At 59.2% G+C, this 20,623-nt stretch carries 18 protein-coding genes and 1 pseudogene; 12 read left to right on the top strand and 7 right to left on the bottom strand.

The genetic code is table 11. The annotated features are described in order from the left end of the window. Positions 1-63: 63 nt before the first annotated feature. Positions 64-1,068, bottom strand: coding sequence for a UDP-glucose 4-epimerase GalE (gene galE, locus AC0V6M_RS07080; RefSeq protein WP_486138121.1), 1,005 nt, complete (start codon positions 1,066-1,068; stop codon positions 64-66). A 150-nt stretch (positions 1,069-1,218) separates the two neighbouring features. Between galE and AC0V6M_RS07075 the strand changes: the two genes are divergently transcribed. From AC0V6M_RS07075 to AC0V6M_RS07065, 3 genes are all read left to right on the top strand, one after another. Then, complete coding sequence (locus tag AC0V6M_RS07075) at positions 1,219-1,878, top strand: DUF4136 domain-containing protein (protein ID WP_486138120.1); 660 nt, start codon at positions 1,219-1,221, stop codon at positions 1,876-1,878. Positions 1,879-1,886: 8 nt separating this feature from the next. After that, positions 1,887-3,023, top strand: a complete 1,137-nt coding sequence (locus AC0V6M_RS07070; protein WP_486139585.1) for a M14 family metallopeptidase — start codon at positions 1,887-1,889, stop codon at positions 3,021-3,023. A 79-nt stretch (positions 3,024-3,102) separates the two neighbouring features. After that, positions 3,103-3,792 carry a DUF4197 domain-containing protein gene (locus tag AC0V6M_RS07065; RefSeq protein ID WP_486138119.1) on the top strand — a complete coding sequence of 230 codons (690 nt, stop codon included), beginning with the start codon at positions 3,103-3,105 and terminating at the stop codon, positions 3,790-3,792. Here AC0V6M_RS07065 and AC0V6M_RS07060 read toward each other — a convergent pair. From AC0V6M_RS07060 to AC0V6M_RS07050, 3 genes and pseudogenes are all read right to left on the bottom strand, one after another. Next, a pseudogene (locus AC0V6M_RS07060) lies at positions 3,789-4,224 on the bottom strand (cytidine deaminase). The gene AC0V6M_RS07065 and the pseudogene AC0V6M_RS07060 overlap by 4 nt on opposite strands. Beyond that, positions 4,203-4,952, bottom strand: a complete 750-nt coding sequence (locus AC0V6M_RS07055) for a glycoside hydrolase family 25 protein (RefSeq protein WP_486138118.1) — start codon at positions 4,950-4,952, stop codon at positions 4,203-4,205. Before AC0V6M_RS07055 ends, AC0V6M_RS07060 begins: the two are co-directional and overlap by 22 nt. A gap of 22 nt (positions 4,953-4,974) precedes the next feature. Continuing rightward, positions 4,975-5,490, bottom strand: coding sequence for a UPF0262 family protein (locus AC0V6M_RS07050; RefSeq protein ID WP_486138117.1), 516 nt, complete (start codon positions 5,488-5,490; stop codon positions 4,975-4,977). A gap of 139 nt (positions 5,491-5,629) precedes the next feature. On the opposite strand from AC0V6M_RS07050, the gene AC0V6M_RS07045 reads away from it, so the two are divergent. Then, on the top strand, positions 5,630-7,138 hold the full coding sequence (locus AC0V6M_RS07045; RefSeq protein ID WP_486138116.1) for a replicative DNA helicase: 1,509 nt from the start codon (positions 5,630-5,632) through the stop codon (positions 7,136-7,138). 24 nt (positions 7,139-7,162) lie between these two features. Here AC0V6M_RS07045 and AC0V6M_RS07040 read toward each other — a convergent pair whose 3' ends face one another. Then, positions 7,163-8,341, bottom strand: coding sequence for a phospholipase D-like domain-containing protein (locus tag AC0V6M_RS07040; RefSeq protein WP_486138115.1), 1,179 nt, complete (start codon positions 8,339-8,341; stop codon positions 7,163-7,165). 113 nt (positions 8,342-8,454) lie between these two features. Between AC0V6M_RS07040 and rpoZ the strand changes: the two genes are divergently transcribed. Next, positions 8,455-8,802 carry a DNA-directed RNA polymerase subunit omega gene (gene rpoZ / locus AC0V6M_RS07035; protein ID WP_486138114.1) on the top strand — a complete coding sequence of 116 codons (348 nt, stop codon included), beginning with the start codon at positions 8,455-8,457 and terminating at the stop codon, positions 8,800-8,802. A 176-nt stretch (positions 8,803-8,978) separates the two neighbouring features. After that, complete coding sequence (locus AC0V6M_RS07030; RefSeq protein WP_486138113.1) at positions 8,979-10,256, top strand: DUF3667 domain-containing protein; 1,278 nt, start codon at positions 8,979-8,981, stop codon at positions 10,254-10,256. Between the two features lie 69 nt (positions 10,257-10,325). Here the strand turns inward: AC0V6M_RS07030 and ftsH are convergent, their stop codons facing one another. Together ftsH and AC0V6M_RS07020 are read right to left on the bottom strand one after the other, a co-directional pair. Beyond that, positions 10,326-12,299, bottom strand: coding sequence for an ATP-dependent zinc metalloprotease FtsH (gene ftsH, locus AC0V6M_RS07025; RefSeq protein WP_486138112.1), 1,974 nt, complete (start codon positions 12,297-12,299; stop codon positions 10,326-10,328). A gap of 129 nt (positions 12,300-12,428) precedes the next feature. Continuing rightward, the gene (locus AC0V6M_RS07020; protein ID WP_486138111.1) at positions 12,429-13,061 is read right to left on the bottom strand and encodes a TetR/AcrR family transcriptional regulator; all 633 of its coding nucleotides are present in this window, start codon (positions 13,059-13,061) and stop codon (positions 12,429-12,431) included. A gap of 114 nt (positions 13,062-13,175) precedes the next feature. On the opposite strand from AC0V6M_RS07020, the gene AC0V6M_RS07015 reads away from it, so the two are divergent. The 6 genes from AC0V6M_RS07015 (at position 13,176) to AC0V6M_RS06990 (ending at position 20,622) form a co-directional block, all read left to right on the top strand. Then, positions 13,176-14,291: an ABC transporter permease gene (locus AC0V6M_RS07015; RefSeq protein ID WP_486138110.1), complete on the top strand. Its 1,116-nt coding sequence runs from the start codon at positions 13,176-13,178 to the stop codon at positions 14,289-14,291. 5 nt (positions 14,292-14,296) lie between these two features. Beyond that, positions 14,297-15,043, top strand: a complete 747-nt coding sequence (locus AC0V6M_RS07010) for an ABC transporter ATP-binding protein (protein ID WP_486139584.1) — start codon at positions 14,297-14,299, stop codon at positions 15,041-15,043. Positions 15,044-15,073: 30 nt separating this feature from the next. Continuing rightward, positions 15,074-16,090, top strand: coding sequence for an efflux RND transporter periplasmic adaptor subunit (locus AC0V6M_RS07005; protein WP_486138109.1), 1,017 nt, complete (start codon positions 15,074-15,076; stop codon positions 16,088-16,090). Positions 16,091-16,093: 3 nt separating this feature from the next. Next, positions 16,094-17,518, top strand: coding sequence for an efflux transporter outer membrane subunit (locus AC0V6M_RS07000; protein ID WP_486138108.1), 1,425 nt, complete (start codon positions 16,094-16,096; stop codon positions 17,516-17,518). Positions 17,519-17,853: 335 nt separating this feature from the next. Next, on the top strand, positions 17,854-20,025 hold the full coding sequence (locus tag AC0V6M_RS06995) for a TonB-dependent siderophore receptor (protein WP_486138107.1): 2,172 nt from the start codon (positions 17,854-17,856) through the stop codon (positions 20,023-20,025). A gap of 15 nt (positions 20,026-20,040) precedes the next feature. Further along, a complete protein-coding gene (locus AC0V6M_RS06990; protein WP_486138106.1) occupies positions 20,041-20,622 on the top strand; it encodes a hypothetical protein in 582 nt (193 codons plus the stop codon). The last annotated feature ends 1 nt before the right edge of the window (position 20,623 follow it).

The raw sequence follows: 20,623 nt of genomic DNA, 5'->3' as shown, positions 1-20,623 counted from the left end.
TGCCCCGACGCGCGGAATTTGTTGAGTGCCCACTAGCGCCCAAGCCCGCCAAGGTCAAGCAATCTAGCGCAGATCTGACAGCTTTCGCTCCCAGGCGAGCGCATGGGTGATGATCGTGTCGAGGTCAGCGTGCTTGGGCTGCCACGGCAAGGTGGATTGGATCCGCTTTGGATCAGAGACAAGCGAATCGGGATCGCCAGCGCGGCGCCCTTGAAGTACGCGGTTTATCGGGCGATTCGTCACGCGGTCGACCGCATCGAGCACCTCAAGGACCGAGAAGCCTCGGCCATAACCGCAATTCATCGTAAGTGAACGCTGGGGCTGCTCAATCAGCGCCTCAAGCGCCAGCACATGCGCCGCCGCCAGATCGCTGACATGGATATAGTCGCGCACCCCGGTGCCATCGGGCGTGTCATAGTCCGTGCCGAACACACTCACCGATTCGCGTTTGCCCAGAGCGGCTTCAACCGCGACCTTGATGAGGTGCGTGGCCCCAGCGGTGGACTGGCCGCTGCGTGCCTCAGGATCTGCGCCCGCGACATTGAAGTAACGCAGGGCGCAATAATTGAAATCATGCGCCGCGGATACGTCGCCCAGCATCTGCTCGGTCATCAGTTTTGACCAGCCATAAGGATTGATCGGATTGCGCGGCGTATCCTCCGTCACAGGCGAGGTTTCTGGCACGCCGTAGGTCGCGGCGGTGGACGAGAAAATGAAATGCGGCACGCCCGCCGTGGTCGCAGCCTCGATCACGGCCCGGCTCTTTGCGGTGTTGTTATGGTAATATTTCAGCGGGTTCTCGACGCTCTCAGGAACGATTACCGAACCTGCAAAATGCATGATCGCGCCCGTTCCTTGCTCAGCAAATATGCGCGCCAGCAGCTCGCCATCCTCAATGTCGCCTTCGTAAAGCGGCACACCGTCAGGGATCGCAAAGCGAAAGCCAGTGCTAAGGTTGTCGATGACAGCAACCGGCCAGCCCGCGTCTTTGAGCGCGAGCACTGCATGGCTGCCAATGTATCCGGCACCGCCTGTTACGAGCACTGGAACTTTAGAAATTTTGGTCATGGGTAAGGCCTTAGCAAGCTACACATGCAAAAGCGTAGATGGCTCGTTGAAAGGCGCGCAGTTTTGCACAATCACGCCAATGGGTCCAAACAGTGCGTAACAATACCGGGAACGCGCGATCAATCGCCGCGTATATTTGAGGAGGCCACCATGGCTCAGCCCATCAGGAAACCAGCCGCAATGCTCATCGCAATGGCGGTCAGCGCCGCGCTTGGCGCCTGCGCCACCGTTCCGCCGCCCAGCCCGGTGTCGGTAACCCGGTTTCACCAACAGGACACGCTGGGCCAGATTGGCCAGGGCGTGGTGTTTGTTGAAAGCGCACCCGATGAAAGCAACGCCAATCTCGACCTTGCCCCCTATAAGGCGGCGGTGGCAGCAGAGCTTGCAGCGCTGGGTTATCGCGAAGGGCCTCGCAGCGAAGCGGGTGCCATTGCCAGCATCTCGCTGGAGCGGTTTGATGTGCGCAGCGAGCGGCAGAACCGCGGCCCAGTTAGTGTAGGCGTCGGCGGCGGGACGGGATCGTTCGGTTCCGGCGTTGGTCTGGGCATTGGGATCAACCTTGGCGGCGGCAGCAGTCGCGCGCGCATTGGCACCGAGCTGTCGGTCACTTTGCGGCCTGTCGGCGCACAAACGCCAGCTCCAAGCAATTTGTGGGAAGGGCGCGCTCAGATCGAAGTTTCTGAGGGCACGCCCGAAGATCAGGCGGCTGCGACTGCACCAATTTTGGTAAAAGCCTTGTTTCGCGATTTCCCAGGGGGCAATGGCGACACTGTAACGATCAAATTGCAAGATATTGAAACGAGTGAGTGACCAAGACAGTGAATGACATTGCCATTGATGCCGAATTTGACAGCGGCAATATCCAAGTTCTCTCCGTCTCCGGCAGCAGCGCTGAACTGGCGCTGCGCAAGGATCACATGTCGGAATTTGCGCAGTGGTTCCATTTCCGGGTCACATGCGCCGCCGGCGAAGAGCTGACGCTGAAGATCACGGGCCTCAACGAAAGCGCATTCACAGGCGGCTGGCCTGATTATAACGCGTGCGTATCCGAGGACCGCGAGTTTTGGGCGCGCGCGGCCAGCAGTTTCGACAAGGACGAGGCGAATGGCACGCTGACCATCAGCTATGTCCCATCGGGCAATATTGCCTGGTTTGCCTATTTCGCGCCTTACTCGATGGAGCGGCATCACGACCTCGTCTCAGAGGCGGCCGCGAGCGAGGGCGTCGATCTCTTGCGCCTTGGCAACACGCTGGACGGTCAGCCGATTGATTGCCTCGAAATGGGCGAAGGCGAGCGTTCCGTCTGGCTCTATGCGCGCCAGCACCCCGGCGAAACGCAGGCAGAATGGTGGATGGAAGGCGTGCTGGAATGCCTGACCGATCCGGGCGACCCTGTCGCGCGCGCGCTGCGCAGCAAGTGCCGTTTTCACATCGTGCCCAATTGCAACCCGGATGGATCGCGCCGCGGCCATCTGCGCACCAATGCCGTTGGCGTCAATTTGAACCGCGAATGGTCTGAGCCGAGCGCTGAGAAATCACCCGAAGTCCTCGCGATCCGCGATTATATGGACACCACTGGGGTCGACTTTGCTATTGATGCGCACGGCGATGAAGCAATCCCCGCTGTGTTCCTAGCAGGCTTTGAAGGCATCCCATCCTGGACCGACGAGCAAGGCGAAGACTTCTATCGCTATCAGCGCATTTTGGACCGGCGCACGCCAGATTTCCAAACAAAACTCGGCTATCCCAAAGCCCCCGCTGGCAAAGCCAATCTGGGGATCAGCACCAATTTGGTCGCGGAACGTTTCGGCTGCACCGCCATGACGCTGGAGATGCCGTATAAGGATTTGGCCGAGGCGCCAGAGCCAGAACAGGGCTGGTCGCCAGAGCGCTGCAAGCTGCTGGCGCGCGACTGTTTGGCCGCGCTGCTGGAATGGCTGGACGGCTCGCAATAGGATTTTACATCCCATTCAGTCTGTTCCCAGCCAGCGCTGTGCTACTATGCAGCGCAACACACATGGAGGGGACAATATAATGGCCGCACAATCGAACTGGAACCGCCGGGATATTCTGCTTGGAACAGGGGCGCTCGGCCTTGCAGCAGCCCTCCCAGCGCCAGCCTATGCCCAAGGTTTCAGCCTGACCTCATTGCTGGGCAAGGCCAGCGACAGCGCGCTCGACCAGCTCGCGCAGCCCGGCGCCTTCTACGGCGATGAGGCCATTCGCATTGGCCTGCCCATCATCGGTAAAAAGCGCGGCGGACTGCTCGGTTCAATCCTTGGCGCTGGCCAAAAGCTCGGAATTCTTGATGGCGTCACGCGCCGGATCAACGACGCCGCCGGGATCGCTGCGGGTGAGGCCAAGCCGATCTTTCGCGATGCGATCAATGACCTCTCAGTCGCCGATGCGCCCGGCATTATATCCAACGGAGACGGCGGCACGCAATATTTGCGCAGCAGCGCCAATGACACGCTGCAAGGCAAGCTCTCCCCGCTGGTCGACAGCGCGCTTGAGGAGCTGGGCGTTTACGGTGAGTTCGAAAAGCTATCGAGCAAGCACAGCTTTATCAGCGCAGCGGGACTCAACCGGGAAAGCATCAACACAAGCGTGACCGATCAAGGCCTCGATGGCATTTTCTCTTACATCGGCAAGGAAGAGCGCGCGTTCCGCAAGAACCCGCTTGGTGATGTTGGCAAGGCTTTGGGCGACATCTTCGGCAACTAAGCCAAATGCGCGGGCCCAAAAGCGTGCGGGAGCAGTCTGTGACAGGGTGACACGCCGGATCTCATCCGTGCCGACGCACAATATTTCGGGATCGGTCCCGCCCAATTGCGCCAGCTCATTCAGCACCTGGCGGCACCGCCCGCACGGCGTGATCGGTTCTCCGTCGCCGCTGTCATGTGGCCCCGTCACCGCGACCGCCACCAGCCCGCCGCGCCTGCCATCAGCCATCGCTTTCGAAACCGCGATCGTCTCCGCACACAAAGCAAGGCCGTAGCTGGCGTTCTCGACATTGGTGCCCGTCACAACCGCGCCGTCGTCAAACAGTAGCGCAGCGCCGACTGAGTAATTGGAATATGGCGAGTAGGAATGCTCCGCCGCCTCGCGCGCAGCAGCCACCAATTCGCCTGCATTCAATTCTGGATGACCACCCATTCTATCGGCTCCTCTGCCGCTTCACTGACCAACTGGCTGTTGGCGCTCCATAGCAGCCAAGGCCGTCCGGCATAGGCCGGTTTCGCGCGGTCTCGCTCCAGCCACAGGTCGCGCTCAATATTGCCGGCGACCGTGTGGCGTTCTTCAAACTCACTGCTGATTTTCAGAACCACTGGCTTGCCCGCGTGCATCTCAATCTGATTGATCAAAGTCATCAGCTCGCTCTCAACCGCCGCATCGCTGATCGTGTCTTCGCAAACATCTGCCACCACCGACAAGCCAATCGCTGGCGGCAGCAGGTCGGCGCTGCGCGGAACCATGCGGGTAAAGCGGGCCGATTGCGGGTCTGCGCGCAGGCATGGGTTGAACACATGCAGCATGCCGACCTTCATCCCGCTGCGCTTAGCCGCGCTGAGATGCTTCGCAAACTCTGGGTCAGGCGGCGCAGTCGCATCGCCCAGATCAAGATAGACGAACTGTCCGCCCAGCGCTTTGAGCGTTTCAAACCGCACATCTTTCGCGCCGCTGGCAACCACCGCGCCCTGCTCTGGGAAGACCGCCTCGTCGGGGCGCCAACTGCGCATGTCCCACCAAAACCAAGCGGCATAGATGATCGCGGCCAAAGCAAGGCTGGCCGCCGCATAGAGCAGCAAACGCCCGCGGCGCGGCTTGCCCGTACGCGCGCGGCTTGGCCGTTTGGCCTTGGTTTTGGAACGACTGCTCGCCACGTCTGCTGCCCTGCCCCTGCCCTCAGCCTTTGATATGCAAAACGCAGATCAGGGTGAACAAACGGCGGGCGGTGGCGAAATCAGTTTCCACTTTGCCCTCGAGTCGCTCGAGCAAAAGCTCTGCGGCGTTGTTGTGGATGCCGCGCCGCGCCATATCGATCGTCTCAATCTCTGACGGGGTCGCTTTGCGAATGGCCTGATAATAGCTGTCGCAAATGGCAAAATACTCGCGGATCGGACGGCGAAAGCGCGCCAGACCAATCACCAGACTTTCGAGCAGCGTCTCGCCCGTGTCGCTGACATCCATCACCAGGCGGCCATCACGAACCGACAATTGCAAACGATACGGTCCATCTGCGCCGCGCTCTGCACTGCGCAGCGGCTTAAAGCTGTTTTCCTCGATCAGGTCATAAATCGCGACGCGCCGTTCCTGCTCGACATCCGCGTTGCGCCAGAGAATCGTCTCCTCATCCAGCGCGACATGCGCGATGCGATAATTGCCCGGTTGGCTGGCAGAAGATTCGCTTGGCGTGACCATTACAAGCATCGCCTTCGCAGATCGTATCGGGACAGTTCAAGCACTTCGATCAACCATCCCCGCTATCCACAGCCAAGTGAGGCGAATTTGCCGCCATTTGCCCTTGCGCCATTTCCCATCCGCTGCGCAAGAGACGCGCATGGCCGAACCAGAAATTCTTCTCCCCGTTGATTCTCAATCCGACACTGCGCGCAAGCTGCCTTCTAACCTAGAGGCGGAGGCGGCGTTTCTGGGTGCGGTTCTGATCGATAACCGGGTGATTGAGGAATTGCAGACCCCTCTGCGGCCCGACCACTTCTTTGAGCCGCTGCACGACCGGATTTACACCCGTATCCTCACCCTGATTGAGCGCAATGCGACCGCCAGCCCGGTCACTCTGCGCCCGTATTTTGAGAGCGATGAAGCGCTAAAGGAATTGGGCGGAACGAGTTATCTGGCTCAGCCGACCGCAAACGGCGCAGGCCTGCTTGCCCCGCGCGAATTGGCTCAGCAAATTTACGACCTCGCTTTGCTGCGGGAACTGGTCAGCGTTGGCCGGGGCCTTGTCGAAGGCGCGCTCGACACCAGCGAAGAAGTCGATCCGATGGACCGAATCTCGCAAGCGGAAGCCGACTTGTTCAAGGTTGCCGAGGGCGCGGCGACGGGCAGCGAAGCCTCGACGTTCCGCGACGCGGCGCTTGCGGCGATCAAAATGGCCGAAGCCGCGATGAATTCTGGCGGCGGGCTATCGGGAAAGACAACCGGCCTGCAATCAATCGACCGTAAGACATCCGGCCTGCACGCCTCCGACCTTATCATTCTCGCCGGGCGTCCCGGCATGGGCAAGACATCGCTTGCCACCAATATCGCGTTTAATTGCGCCGAAGCCCATTTGAATTGGGAGCAAGATGGCGGCGAGTTCAATTACGGCGCGCCAGCCGCTTTCTTCAGCCTAGAGATGAGCGCCGACCAGCTCGCAACGCGTATCCTCGCCGAGCAAGCGGAGATCAGTTCTGAGGCTTTACGGAGCGGTAAAATGAGCCGGGAGGACTTCCAGAAATTGTCTTTCGCCAGCCAGCGCCTGGCCGAATTGCCGCTGTATATTGATGACACGCCTGCTCTCACCATTGGCGCTCTGCGGACGCGCGCACGGCGGATGAAGCGGCGCCATGATATCGGCCTGATCGTGGTCGACTATCTGCAGCCGCTGCAAGGCTCTGGCCGCGCCAATGACAACCGGGTCAATGAGATTTCGGAAATCAGCCGCGGCCTGAAAACCCTCGCCAAGGAACTGAGCGTCCCAGTGATCGCGCTCTCTCAGCTTAGCCGTGCGGTGGAACAGCGCGAAGACAAGCGCCCGATGCTGTCTGACCTGCGCGAATCGGGCTCAATTGAGCAAGATGCGGACATGGTCTGGTTTGTCTACCGCGATGATTATTACCTGGAGGCCACGCGGCCCGACTTCCCAACCGAGGCGAGCACGCCCGAGGCGGTTGAGAAATACCGCGCTTGGGAAGAATCCTACGAGCAGGTCAAAAACAAGGCTGCGGTAAACGTTGCAAAGCAGCGTCACGGCTCAACCGGCATGGTCCCGCTGCATTTCCAGAGCGAGTTCACCAAGTTTACCTCGCCAAATCTGAAGGACTACTCGGATTACGGATACGAGTAATATCCGCGCGCCATGGCTCGGTCCTTAAGGATTGAGCCTGCGAGCGGCCCAGGCATCCGCCAATCCGAAATAGAACCACAATCGCCAGCGCAGGCGCGTGAAGAAGGTGGCATTTTTGCTGTACCACTCCGGCGTGATCGGCACGCTGGCTCGCTCCAGATGGTCCATGAACTCACGCAAACGCTCTGCCAGCGCCTCATCTTCAACGCGCACCATCAGCTCCAGATTGATGCGCACAGAGCGGCGATCCAAATTGGCGCTACCAAAATAGCTGATCGCATCCACGACCAGCAATTTCATGTGCAGCTTGCATGGGCGAAACTCAAAAATGCTCACGCCCGCTTTCAGAAAGCGTTTGTACAGCAACCTCGCCGCTTCAATCGTGGCCGTAATGTCGGACTTTCCGGCCGTGATCATCCTCACATCACCGCGCTTCCCCACACGGACCATTTGGCGCCGTATGCTAAGCGGCGGGGCGAAATAAGCAGTGACGAAATCCAGTCTGGTTGCCTTCGCGAGGTCTTTCTTTAGCCGGTACACCCAAGTCTGCGCGCGCACGACCGGCCCGCCAAGCACGAGCTGCACGGGCGCATCCCCAGGGTCCCAATCACGCACCAGCTTGCGGATCCGGCGAAGCTGGGATCCTTCGCTTTCCACCCACTCGCTGACTAAACCGAACCAATCGCTAAACTGCTCAACGACAGACCCCTCGATGGCGACCCCCAGATCACACCAGCCGTTCTTTTCCGGCGGGTCGTAATAGTGATCAGACACGTTGGAGCCACCCGTCATAACCCGCGCGCCGTCGGCAATCGCAAATTTTTGATGGTTGCGAATGAGGTAGCGCACGCCCCAGCGCGGTGAAAAGACGGCAAAACGCCCGCCTGCTTGCTCCAAGGGCTGAAAGAATTCCGGCGGGGCGTCGCTGCCGAAGGCATCGACGATCAGATGGACCTCCACCCCGCGCTCCGCCGCCCTCACCATCGCATCGCGCACTTTCGTGCCGGAGACATCGTCTTGAAAAAGGTAGTAAAAAACCTCCAAAGAGCGCTGCGCCTCCTCGATATGATCGATCAGAGCGGCCAGCCTGTCTGAGCCTCTGGGATAGAACGTGAAGGCGTGCCCCTGAGCTTCCATCTGGAAACTATCAGAATCGCTGTAATCGCTCGTTGGAGTTTCGGCGGGATTCGGCGCAGATTGCATAGAATCACCCTCTTAAAGCGTCGCGCGCAGAATGCTCGCATTTCTTGACTCAGAGCGGCCTTCCGACTAACTGCAGCGCTCATTTTCCAAAAAATCTAATTTAAGAGGCCAGTATGGCGCGCGTTACCGTTGAAGATTGCGTAGACAAGGTTCCAAACCGTTTTGATCTGGTGCTGCTCGCAGCCCAGCGTGCGCGCGAAATCTCTGGCGGTGCTGAACTGACCCTCGACCGCGACCGTGATAAGAACCCGGTTGTGGCCCTGCGCGAAGTGGCTGAGCAAACGATCAAGCCGAAGGAATTGAAGGAATCCCTCGTCACGGGCCTTCAAAAAATCCTTCCTGATGACGAAGATGATGCCGATGAAATCGGTTCGCTGAGCCAGTCCGCCGAAGCGCTGCGGATTACCGCTTCTGCTCCGACCCGCTCGACATCGATCGGTTCAGATTACGACGGCAGCTAAGCCGGCTCACATTCATGCGTGCTTTTGCGCGCAGTTTACGAAAGAGGCTGCCGTCAGGCGGCCTTTTTTGTGCCTATCTTGTGAGCCCTCTTTACAATGTTCGAAGTCTGGGGCCTCAGTGTCTTTCACCTTGCCTGCCATGCTGCCTATAAGGCGGCAGTCGATTAGAGGGGTCTATGAGCGACATAACAGAAGGCGTTGGCGCCGCGATTGAAGGGGCCATGGCCAGCCGCGCAGTTGAACCAGCGCACGGCGAGAACGCTGCTCTGAATGCGGAAGGCGACGCCGCGGCGATCTGCAAGAATTGCGGGGCTGAGGTGTCAGGCGAGCATTGCTCTGCCTGCGGCCAGAAACGGCACATTCACAGCAGCCTGACCGCTATCGCCCACGATCTCATCCACGGCGTCCTGCATCTTGATGGCAAGCTGTGGCGCACCTTGCCGATGCTCATCCTAAAGCCAGGCCAATTGACGCGCCGCTACATCGACGGGGAGCGCGCAAAGTTCGTCAGCCCGATGGGCATGTTCCTGTTCACCGTCTTCTCAATGTTTGCAGTGTTCCAAATCGCTGGGATCAGCACGCCGACCGACTTCGTCGGCAACACCCGCGCGCAAGTTTCGTCAATGGCAGAGGCCGAAGCCGAAGCCGTTACTGGGCTGATTACCGAAATTGATGAGGAGCTTGCGCAGCCAGATCTGGAGGAGGCGCGCCGGACCGAGCTGGAGTCGAGCCGCGAAGGGCTGGAAGCAGATCTGGCCCTAATCGAAACGCGCGCACAGAACCTCACCAAAATGCGGACCTCCGGCGGCAGCGACATTCTCGATGAGGTGGAAACAGCTGGCGCGGCGCAGATCGCTGAGGGAAAGGCCAAGCTGGCGACTCTGCCCGAGGATTCCGCTGAATACACCGAGCTCGCGGCCGAGATCGCTTCCGCAGAAGAAGAGATCGCCAATCTGCAGCAATTCGAAGAGTCAAACCCGTTTGTGGTCGGGGAAAATGGATCATTCGAAGCATCTGAGACCGGTGTCGAATTCGTGGATTCGCTCCTTGAAAAATGGAACAAAAACCCCAGCCTGATGGTCTACAAATTGCAGGCTAATGCCTACAAATTTAGCTGGCTCCTCATCCCGCTCTCCGTCCCCTTCGTTTGGCTCATTTTCGCCTGGAAGCGGCGCTTCAAAGCGTATGACCACGCTATTTTTGTTACCTATTCGCTCGCCTTCATGTCGCTCTTATTCATCACCGTATCGGTGGGCGGCGTGCTCGGCGCGCCTATACCGTTGATCGTTTTCTCGACGCTGCTCATCCCGCCCATTCATCTCTACAAACAATTGCGCCGGGCATATGAGCTCAGCAGATTCTCTGCGTTTTGGCGACTTTTGGCGCTCAGCGTGTTCATCTGGATCGTTGCGGCGCTGTTCATACAAGCGCTGCTGCTGCTCGGCGCGTTTTGACCGTCACCAAAAAGGGCGCCTGAGTTACCCCAGACGCCCCGTCTCACTTCTGTGATATTTGGCTAAGCCTTACGCGCCCTGAGGTGCAGCTCCGCCTTTGTCATCTTTCGATCCAAAGCGCTTGCCCGCTTTGGGGATCGCAGACCCATGGGCCGGTGGAACCACCGCTGGGCCTTTCGGCTCGTCGGGTCGGTCCATCTTGCCCGTGTCGAGCAATTGCTTGATCTCGTCGCCGGTCAGGGTCTCATATTCGAGCATCGCCTGCGCCAAGAGATGCAGTTGATCTTCGTGCTTCTTGAGCAATTGGGTGGCACGCTTGTGTGCGCCCTCAACCAGGCCTTTGATCTCGGCATCGATCAGCTTGTTCGTTTCCGCGCCGCCCATTGTGCGAGCGGTCTGGCCCATGCCCAGATAGCCCTCTTGGCTTTGCTCATATTGCAGCGGGCCAAGTTTTTCCGACATGCCCCATTTGGTCACCATATTGCGGGCCAAATCAGTGGCATATTGAATGTCTGACGAGGCGCCAGAGCTGACCTTGTCATGGCCGAAGATAATTTCTTCCGCCACGCGTCCGCCCATGCTGACAGACAGGTTTGCGTGCATCTTGTCGCGGTGATAGGAATAGCTGTCCCGCTCTGGCAGGCGCATGACCATACCCAAAGCGCGGCCGCGCGGAATAATCGTCGCCTTGTGGATCGGGTCGGATGCTTCCTCGTGGACAGAGACAATTGCGTGACCGGCCTCGTGATAGGCGGTCATCTTCTTCTCGTCTTCGGTCATGACCATGGAGCGGCGTTCGGCCCCCATCATGACCTTGTCTTTGGCGTCCTCGAACTCACGCATGGCGACCAGGCGCTTGTTACGGCGCGCGGCCAGCAAAGCGGCCTCGTTCACAAGGTTGGCGAGATCTGCACCGGAGAAGCCCGGCGTACCGCGCGCAATCGTACGCGGGTTCACATCCGGGGCCAGCGGCACCTTCTTCATGTGAACGCCAAGGATCTTTTCCCGGCCATCAATATCAGGGATCGGAACCACAACCTGACGGTCAAAACGGCCCGGACGCAGCAGCGCTGGATCGAGCACGTCAGGACGGTTGGTTGCAGCGATGATGATGATGCCTTCATTGGCTTCAAAACCATCCATCTCAACCAAGAGCTGGTTAAGCGTCTGCTCACGCTCATCATTGGAATTGCCGAGGCCGTGGCCACGCGAGCGGCCCACAGCGTCAATCTCATCAATGAAGACGATGCATGGCGCGTTTTTCTTGGCCTGTTCAAACATGTCGCGCACGCGGCTGGCGCCGACGCCAACGAACATCTCGACAAAGTCAGAACCCGAAATCGTAAAGAACGGCACGCCCGCCTCACCCGCAATCGCGCGGGCTAGCAAAGTCTTACCCGTACCCGGCGAACCGACCAGCAATGCGCCCTTCGGAATTTGACCACCCAGCTTAGAGAAGCGCTGCGGATCTTTCAGAAATTCGACGATTTCTTCGAGTTCTTCGCGCGCCTCATCAATGCCGGCAACATCGTCAAAAGTGACGCGGCCTTGACGTTCAGTCAGCATTTTGGCCTTGGATTTTCCAAAGCCCATGGCGCCGCCGCCGCCGCCTTTTTGCACTTGGCGAAGCGCAAAGAATGCAATCCCCAGGATCAGGATAAACGGCAAGGCTTGGATCAGTATATAGAGCAACATGTTAGGCTGCTCTGGAGCCTGCCCTGCATATTTCACTTCGTTATCGTCGAGCAGCTGTGTCAGCTGATCGTCGCTCGGAACCGGAACAGTCGAGAATGTCTCGTCATTGTTCTTAAGCTTGCCGGTGATCAGGTCGGGCGCGATCTGAACCTCGGAAACGCGCCCTTCGGCGACCGCTTCGCGGAATTCAGAATAGCGCATCTGCTGGCCGGGCGCAGCATTGGTGTTGCTGAACATCGACACCACGACGAGCAGGGCCATGAAGATGCCGCCCCAAATCATCAATTGCTTCACCCAGGGGTTGGGGTTCTCAGGTGGAGTTTGTTGCGGGTCGTTTTCGTCGCTCATGCGCTCAGATTCCTTGTTCTCACCCGAATATGTAGGTGAGCAGAGATGAATGGCAAGATATGCTTATAGGTAAGGGATCATGCGAAATTGCGAACAGATTGATCTGTTTTTGCGATTCAAGCCAATTGGTTACGCCTTTACAGGCGAGTAAGCGCGCAGAAAAACATCGACTGCGCCGCTAATGCGGGCCTCTTTTGCCTCCGGCTCTATCACCTCACCGAAACGTTGTTCGAGATCGCCCATCCCCTTGCACATTGCGACAAACTGTTCCGCGGCCAAGTCAGGGTTTGGCACCGATAGCTCGCCTAACGCATCCGCATGGGCAAGAAACCCGCTGAACGTCTCTTTCATTCGCCATGGCCCAGCCTCCAAAAACGCTCGCCCAATGGCCGGATTGGTTTCCGTCTCAGCCGCGATGCGCCGCTCAAACTGGACCATTTCTGGACGCGACAGAAACGCGAACATGGCCTCGCCGATCACGCGCAGGCGCTCGGCGATGGGCATGCCTGATGCCGAATCGATCGAAAAATACCCGCGCATCTTTTCGCATTCATGATCGACCGCGGCAGCAAACAGCGTACGCTTATCGCCAAAATGGTTGTAGATCGTGACTTTGGATACGCCAGCTTCAGCGGCGATCTGTTCGATCGAACTTGCTGCAAAACCAACATTAAAGAAGGCGCGCGAACCCGCCTCGATAATCGCCTCACGCTTGGCGGTATCGACCGGCCGTCCGGTTCTTTTCTGAAACTGGGTTGACAAAGTGAACGGCTCCGTTCAATTAAACGTGACCGTTCAATAATGTGAGGCATATCACAAGGACGCAACCCCCTCTCGCGATAAAGGTTCCCTGACGTGCTTTGGATTGCGATACGAATGCTGACTGGTGATGCCCAAAAATTCTATGGGCTGTTGTTCGGTATTGGCTTTTCGACCCTGCTGATCACGCAGCAGCTCACTATCTTTGTGAACCTGGTCGAGCGCGGGGCAAGCGGTGTCTACAACGTGCCGACCGCGAAAATCTGGGTGATGGACCCGGTCAGCCGGACGACCGACGTAAATTATGCGATGCCGTCCACGGCGCTCGATCAAGTGCGATCGGTGCCCGGCGTAGAATGGGCCGTCCCGCACCTGCGCGCCGTTGCAAACGTCCGCACAAGCACCGGAGACCTTGAGGGCGTAACGATCGTGGGAGTCGATGATGCCAGCCTGATTGGCCTGCCCAAGAACATGGTTGAGGGCTCACTAGATGTCTTCGCTCAGCCAGATACGGTCGTGATTGATGATGTCGGTATCAACAGTATGTTTGAAGACGGGACCGATCCCATTGGCCAGCGGCTAGAACTGAATGATCAGCGCGCCGTTATCCGCGGCGTGGCCGATGCAATCCCGAGCTTTACCAGCCAGGTGACGCTCTACACAAAATACAGCCAAGCGCTGAATTACGTGCCCGGCACGCGCAACCGGATGAGTTTCGTGCTTGCCGGGATTAGCGACGGCGAAACCGCGGAAGGCGTGGCTGACCGCATTGAAGAGCAAACCGGTCTGAAAGCCGAAACGCGCGACGAGCTGGCGCAGGCGGGCGTCGATTTCATCATTGAGAACACCGGCATCCCGACCAATTTCGGGATCACCGTTTTGCTCGGCTTCATCGTCGGTGTCGCGATTGTTGGCCTCACCTTCAGCCTGTTCATCAGAGACAACATCAAACAGTTCGGCGCGCTCAAAGCGATTGGTGTGACCAACGCCAAAATCATTCGCATGGTCGCTGTGCAAGCGGGCCTTGTTGGCTTCATCGGATATGCCATCGGCGTGCTCGGTACCGTCGGCTTCCTCGCCGCCTTTTCGGGCAACCCATTCTTCAAAGGGTTCTATATCCCTTGGCAAATCCCTCTCATTAGCCTGGTGTCGGTCATCATCATCCTCGCGATCACGGGCTTTATTGCAATCCGCAGCGTCTTGCGCACAGAGCCAGCAGCGGTGTTCCGGTGAGCGATATGACACAGACGCAAAACTCACGCGCCCCAACCAAGTCCCCAGCACGCGAAGTCGCCATTTGCGCGCGCGGCATCGTGCGCGATTTCGAGGCTGGGCAATCGACGATCCGCGTGCTCCACGGGATCGACACCGATATTCAGCCGGGTGAGATGACTTATGTGGTGGGCGAAAGCGGCTCCGGCAAAACCACTTTGATCTCGATCATGTGCGGCATTCTGTGGCCGACCGAGGGCGAAGTGCGCGTGTTCGGCACCGACATCTATAATCTGAGCGACACGGAGCTTGTAAACTTCCGCCTCCAAAACATCGGTTTCATTTTTCAGCAGTACAACCTGATCCCCTCCATCGACGCAGCCGCCAATGCGGCTGTTCCGCTGATCGCGCAGGGCATGGCGCTGGAGCCAGCGCGGCGCAAAGCGATGGAATTGCTCGATGCACTTAATATTGGCGATCAGGCAAGCAAGCTGCCCAAACAGCTCTCCGGCGGCCAGCAGCAACGTGTCGCCATTGCCCGCGCCTTGGTTCATGAGCCGCGCCTTGTGGTGTGCGACGAACCAACCGCGGCCTTGGACGCGAAGTCCGGGCGCAGGGTGATGGATTTGCTGCGCGAGGTTGCGGTCGCAGAAGACCGCGCCTGCATCATCGTGACCCACGACAACCGCATTTTCGATCTCGCTGACCGCATCCTCGTGCTCGAGGATGGCCGGGTCACGCATGACGGCACAGAAATGCCGGACGACCACTAAACCTCTTTCGTTCTCCCTCGAGGCACAGCCATGGCAATTCTACCTGAAAATCTCAGCTTCTCACGCAAGATCATGCCGATCCTGGCCGTCATCGGCCTGATCGCGGCGGTGTATTTTATCGTGACCGGCCTGCCCGATCGCGAATTGTCCGAGCCTGATCGTGAACCGCCCAAAGCGAGCGGAGAACTTGCCAATTCCGCCCGCGTGGCCGGCGCAGGATTGGTCGAGCCCTCCAGCGAGATCATTGACGTGGGCACGGCCTTGTCCGGCCTCATTGCGGACCTGCGGGTGCAGCCCGGCGATTTCGTGGAGAAGGGACAGCCGCTGTTTGTTGTCGATGACAGGGCCATTCGCGCTCGGCTTCAGGAAACAAACGCAGCGGTTGGCGAAGCCCGCGCCGCCATTCGTGAAGCCCAAACCGCCCGCAGCACGGCCCAGCGCCAGCTCGCGCTCTATGGCCAGATCGACGATCCAGCCGCCGTCAGCCAATCCGAAGTCATCCGCGCCGAAGGTGAAGTCGCGGCGGCAACCAGCAGGCTGGAGCTTGCCCGCGCCCGCCTGACCGCCGCCCAAGCAGGGGCCGCGAGCGCGCGAACCGAGCTAGGCCGTTTGACTGTGCGCGCGCCGATTCCTGGCGAAATCCTGGCGGTGAATATCCGCCCGGGCGAATTCGTCTCCAATCAAGGCGGCGGCAATTCCCTGCCCTTCATCCAGATGGGTGAGACGCGCCCACTGCACGTGCGGATCGATGTCGACGAAAACGAAGCTGTGCGCCTGAATCTGGGCGCATCGGCCATCGTCAGCCCGCGCGGCGCAGCGGACAGTCAAGTCGAGGCAAAGTTCGTGCGCGCAGAGCCGCAAGTCGTGCCCAAGCGCCAGCCGACCAATAGCGCGGCAGAGCGCGTCGATGTCCGCGTCCTGCAGGTGATCTACGCGCTGCCAGAAGGCGATGCGTTCCGCGTTGGGCAGCAAGTGGATGCGTTTATCCCCGCCCGCAGCAGCTCCAGCGATAGCGCCGAGACACCCGCCGGTGAGACGGAGGAATAGCCGATGGCCCGCCTCTCTTCCGTTGCATTGCGCCGATCCTTAGCCACCGCGCTAGCCCTATCGCTCAGCGCCTGCGTCGCTGGCCCTCCGCCAGAAATCGCCACACCTACGCCTGAACTGCCCGAGAGCTTTCTGTTTGCGCCATCAGCCGAAACCAGCGCGACTCTGGCAGAGCTCTTGCCGAGCGATGACCCGGCGTTTCTCGACCTTTCCACTCAGGCATTGGACAGCGCGCCCAGCCTTCAAGAAGCCTTGGCCCGCATCGACATCGCTCGCTCTGGCGCCCGCCGGGCGGGGGCTGTGCGCCTGCCGCTCGTCACCGGTGATGCATCGGCAACGGGCACGCGGATCAACCCCAACCAATTCGGCGATGGCGCGGCGCAGGGCGGCTTTATCGACACCGAGCAGGTGCAATATGGCGCCAATGTCGCGGCCGGCTGGGACTTGGACATCTTCGGCAGTCTGCGCGCACAGGAGCGCGCGGCCATTGCCCGAATTGATGCCGCCAGCGCCTCTGCGGGTGCCGTCCGCTTGGCTCTGGTCGCAGAAATCGCAACCAGCGTGATTGATTGGCGCACCCTCTCTCAGCGCCAGGAGGCGCTCGAGCAAGATGTTCTCGCCGCCGAACAGCTCGCTAGCCTCGCCAAAACGCGCGAAGACGCAGGGCTCGCCCCCGGATTTGACCGCGTCCGCGCAGAGGCGGCGGCAAGCGCCTCGCGTTCTCGCCTGGCCGCTCTCACCAGCGAGCGGGTCCGCATCATTGGCCGCTTGGTCACGCTGACAGGTCAGAACGCGGGCACAGTCACCGCAGCTCTGGAAAAGCAGGGCCCAGCGGGCGTGCGCGCACTGGCCCCAGCCGCCGTCCCATCGCTGGTGCTGACCAACCGGCCTGACGTCTTGGCGGCAACCGCAGAGCTTGCTGCAACCGATGCAGACCTTGCCGCGACCGCGCGCCAGCGTTTTCCGCAGTTCACTCTGTCCGCCGCGCTCGGCCTGCTCGCCTTCAACCTGGGTGATCTGTTCGATTCAGATTCTTTGGTCGGCTCGCTCAGCGCAGGCTTGGCCGCACCCTTGCTCGACTTTGGCCGGATAGAGGCAGAGATCGACGGCGCAGCTGCGACCAAGAGGGCCGCGTTCGCCGCCTATCGCGGAGCCGTGTTCCAAGCGCTGGGCGAAGCAGAAACCGCCTACGGCCTGATCGAGGCAAGCGACCGCGAAGCGGATCTGGCGGTGAAGGAAAGGGACGAATTGCAGCGCGCAGCGAGCCTCGCCAATTCACGCTACCGCGCCGGACTAGCCGATTTCCTGACCGTGCTAGAAGCCCGCCGCGCCGCCGATGCAAGCGGAGAACGCGCCGCCGCTGCTCTTGGCAGGGCTCAGCGAGCGCGGGTGCTGCTGTGGCAGGCTTTGGGCGGGGAGCGAATGTAGGTGGTAGGCTTGGGTTGGCGCTGAACTGCTGACTTCAGCAAGCTTAACTCGAATGCCTAACCACGGCTGACGCGCTGTAGTTCTTGCATGACCGATTTTTTGCAAGTGTTAGCCCGGAGCTGACTTTCTGCTTTCGACCCAATAGCCGACGCTCTGAGAGTCCTCGTTGGTCGGCATTCTGCGCTCAATTGCAGTGGCCTGCTTTCGTTGGGACAGCGATCGATCGATTCTGGCTTCTTATCTTTTGAGCACTCCAAAGAAATAAAATTTGCAATTGACTCGCAAGAGCAACATGGTCACGAGGCTCCGCATTCGAATACCGAAGGGGTCATCACTTGCTTAAATTATCGACTAAACCGCTGAAGATAGCGCTGCTCGCATCCACATGCGTTGCCACCAGCGCCCATGCGCAAGACGCGCAGGATGCCAACTCATCCGATGAAGAAGGCGCGATCATTGTCACCGGCGAAGTCTCAACATTCGGCGCAACTAAGTCCGAAACGCCAATCCTAGAAACCGCTCGATCAGTTTCGGTCATCACCAATGATGCATGGCGCGAGCGTGGTGCGCTCACTCTTGATGACACGTTGAACTACACGGCTGGCGTGGTTGGCGACACATTCGGATTCTCGACACGGGGAGACTTCCCCCGGGTTCGCGGTCTCGATGTGCCAGAATATCTCGACAACATTCAGGTGCTGTTTGGTTTCTACAACAACGCCCGCTCTGACATTTATACGCTTGAACAGGTCGAAGTTCTGAAGGGGCCAGCGTCAGTTCTCTATGGGCAAGGATCGCCCGGCGGTATCCTCAACACCGTCAGCAAGCGTGCTGGGCCAGACAACATTGGCAGCGAAGTGTTCGTTGAATATGGCACGTTCGACCGGGCCCAGATTTCCGCCGATATTGGCGTCGATCTTTCCGGTAATGGGACGCTCACCGGTCGGCTCGTCACGCTTTACCGCGATGCCGGTACGCAGGTTGATTTTGTGAATGATGACGCGTTTATTATCGCGCCGTCGATCACGTTCGACAACGGCCAAACCGCGCTTACATTGCTAGCCAACTACACGGACCGGGAAAGCGATACTGCGCACCAGTTCTTGCCACTGGCAGTGACAGCATGCGCGAGTGATAATGTCGCCGTTTCAGAGCCCAATATCTGCTCAGGCGGCATTACGGAGGAAGTTGACGCATCGCTTTACGTGGGGGAGCCTGCTTTCAATCGCTATAATAGCGAAAGCTTCTCGCTCACCGGTTTTCTCCAACATCAATTCAGCGACGCCATCGGCTTCGAGGCGACCGCTCGTTATCGCGACAACAGCGCCAATTACAGCCAGACATGGGTGTCATTCCTTGGCGATGGCACTCCGCGTGTTTTGGCCGATGGAACGGCGATCGGGCGCAGCCGGTATGACGCCCCTGCAAGCTCTGACCAGTTCGCCATCGACGGACGTTTCCGTGCTCAATTCTCAACCGGTACGATTGAGCATGAGGTGCTAGCAGGCATCAACTACCAGACTGTCGACACTCTGTTGGAAGCGGCGTTTCTCTATGCGCAGCCGACCACTTTCAACCTCTTCACCCCGGTCTATGATGGATCAGAAATCCCCGCTGATGCCCTGTTTGAGGCGGCGCGTGGGAGCAGTGTCAATGAGATTGATACAACCGGCTATTACATCAACAATCAGATGACTGTCGGCAATCTCGTCCTGAACGCAGGCGTTCGATTTGATGAGCTGGAGACCGGCAACGGCACCACCACGCAAGATGACGATGCCACCAGCCTCAGCTTTGGCGCGCTCTACAAGACCGATATCGGCCTCAACCCCTATGTCAGTTATGCCGAGAGCTTTCAGGCTGTTGTTGGCAATGACACGGTCACCAACGAGCCCTTGCTGCCGCAGGAAGGTAAGCAGATCGAGGTTGGGGTGAAGTTCCAACCGCGCGGGACGCGCACTTACATCACGGCCGCGTATTTCGACATTGAACAATCGAATCTGCCCAACCCGGCGGCCTTGCCCAACGCCTCCTCGCAGCAGGAAGGGGTTGCGAAAATCAGTGGCTTCGAAATCGAGGCTACGACCGCCATCGGGGATGTGTCGATCGACGCAGCCGTCAGTGTAATCGACACAGAAGACCCCGATGGCGTCCGTTTCCCAAGCGTGCCGGAAGTGCAGGGTTCCGCATGGGTCGCATGGAAGCCTTCGTCAGAGCAACTGGATGGGTTGGTTGTCGGCGCTGGCATTCGCTACGCCGAGGGCAACGAAAGCAGCGGCACAGCTTTTCTTGCCGCCAACGGTTTCGCGCCGACGCCGGTCTTGATTGAAACCGATGGCTACACCGTCTTCGATGGTTTGATCGGCTACAGCTTTGATCGGTATTCCATCACGCTGAATGCGCGAAACATCTTTGACAGCGAGTTTTACGGTACCTGCCTGTCGCGCGGGGACTGTTTCCCCGGCGAAGGTCGCACAATCCAGGTCCGCGCTGGCGTGCGCTTCTAAGGGGTTCGGATTGTGTTGATCTGGCAAATCCTGGGATTGGCGCTGGCGGCGATGGGCATTTACTCGCTCTATTTCGCATGGCAGCGCAAGGCGCGCAGTTGGCCGCTGGTGGTGGCCGGCTGGGTGCTGGTTTTGGGCTCGATCATCTCATGGAGCCAGACCAGCGGCGTCGACAAGGGACCTGCCTTGGGTGTTGTCGCGGTCATACTGGTCGCTTTGCTCGCAATTATCGCAGCCGCGATCAAAGCGCCGGTAAAGACGCGCCGAACGATTGCACCTCGCCAGCCACAGCAAAGCGGGCAAGCCAGCGTCTGGCATGAAGGGTTATCCATCACGGCATCAATCCTTGCGATTGCGATCCTTGCTCTGATCGCCGCTCTGGCGAGCTGCACGGCTCTGTTTGTGGCTGGCCGCGCGGCAGGATTGGAGCACACCGCCAATCTCACAGTCTCAATGTTTGCCTTCCCGATGGCTTGGGCGGGGCTTGCGACGTTCATCGGCTATTCGACGAGCACGCTTTTGCGAGCAGCCGTGCTGCTTGGGCTCGCCATTGTCTCGGCGGCGATCATACTCGTAACTATGCAAGGGGGCGGCTGAG

The organism is Erythrobacter sp. JB3-1 (genome assembly GCF_057364995.1).
The sequence above is the reverse complement of the archived record's forward strand: the minus strand, read 5'-3'. Positions and strand labels throughout refer to the sequence as shown.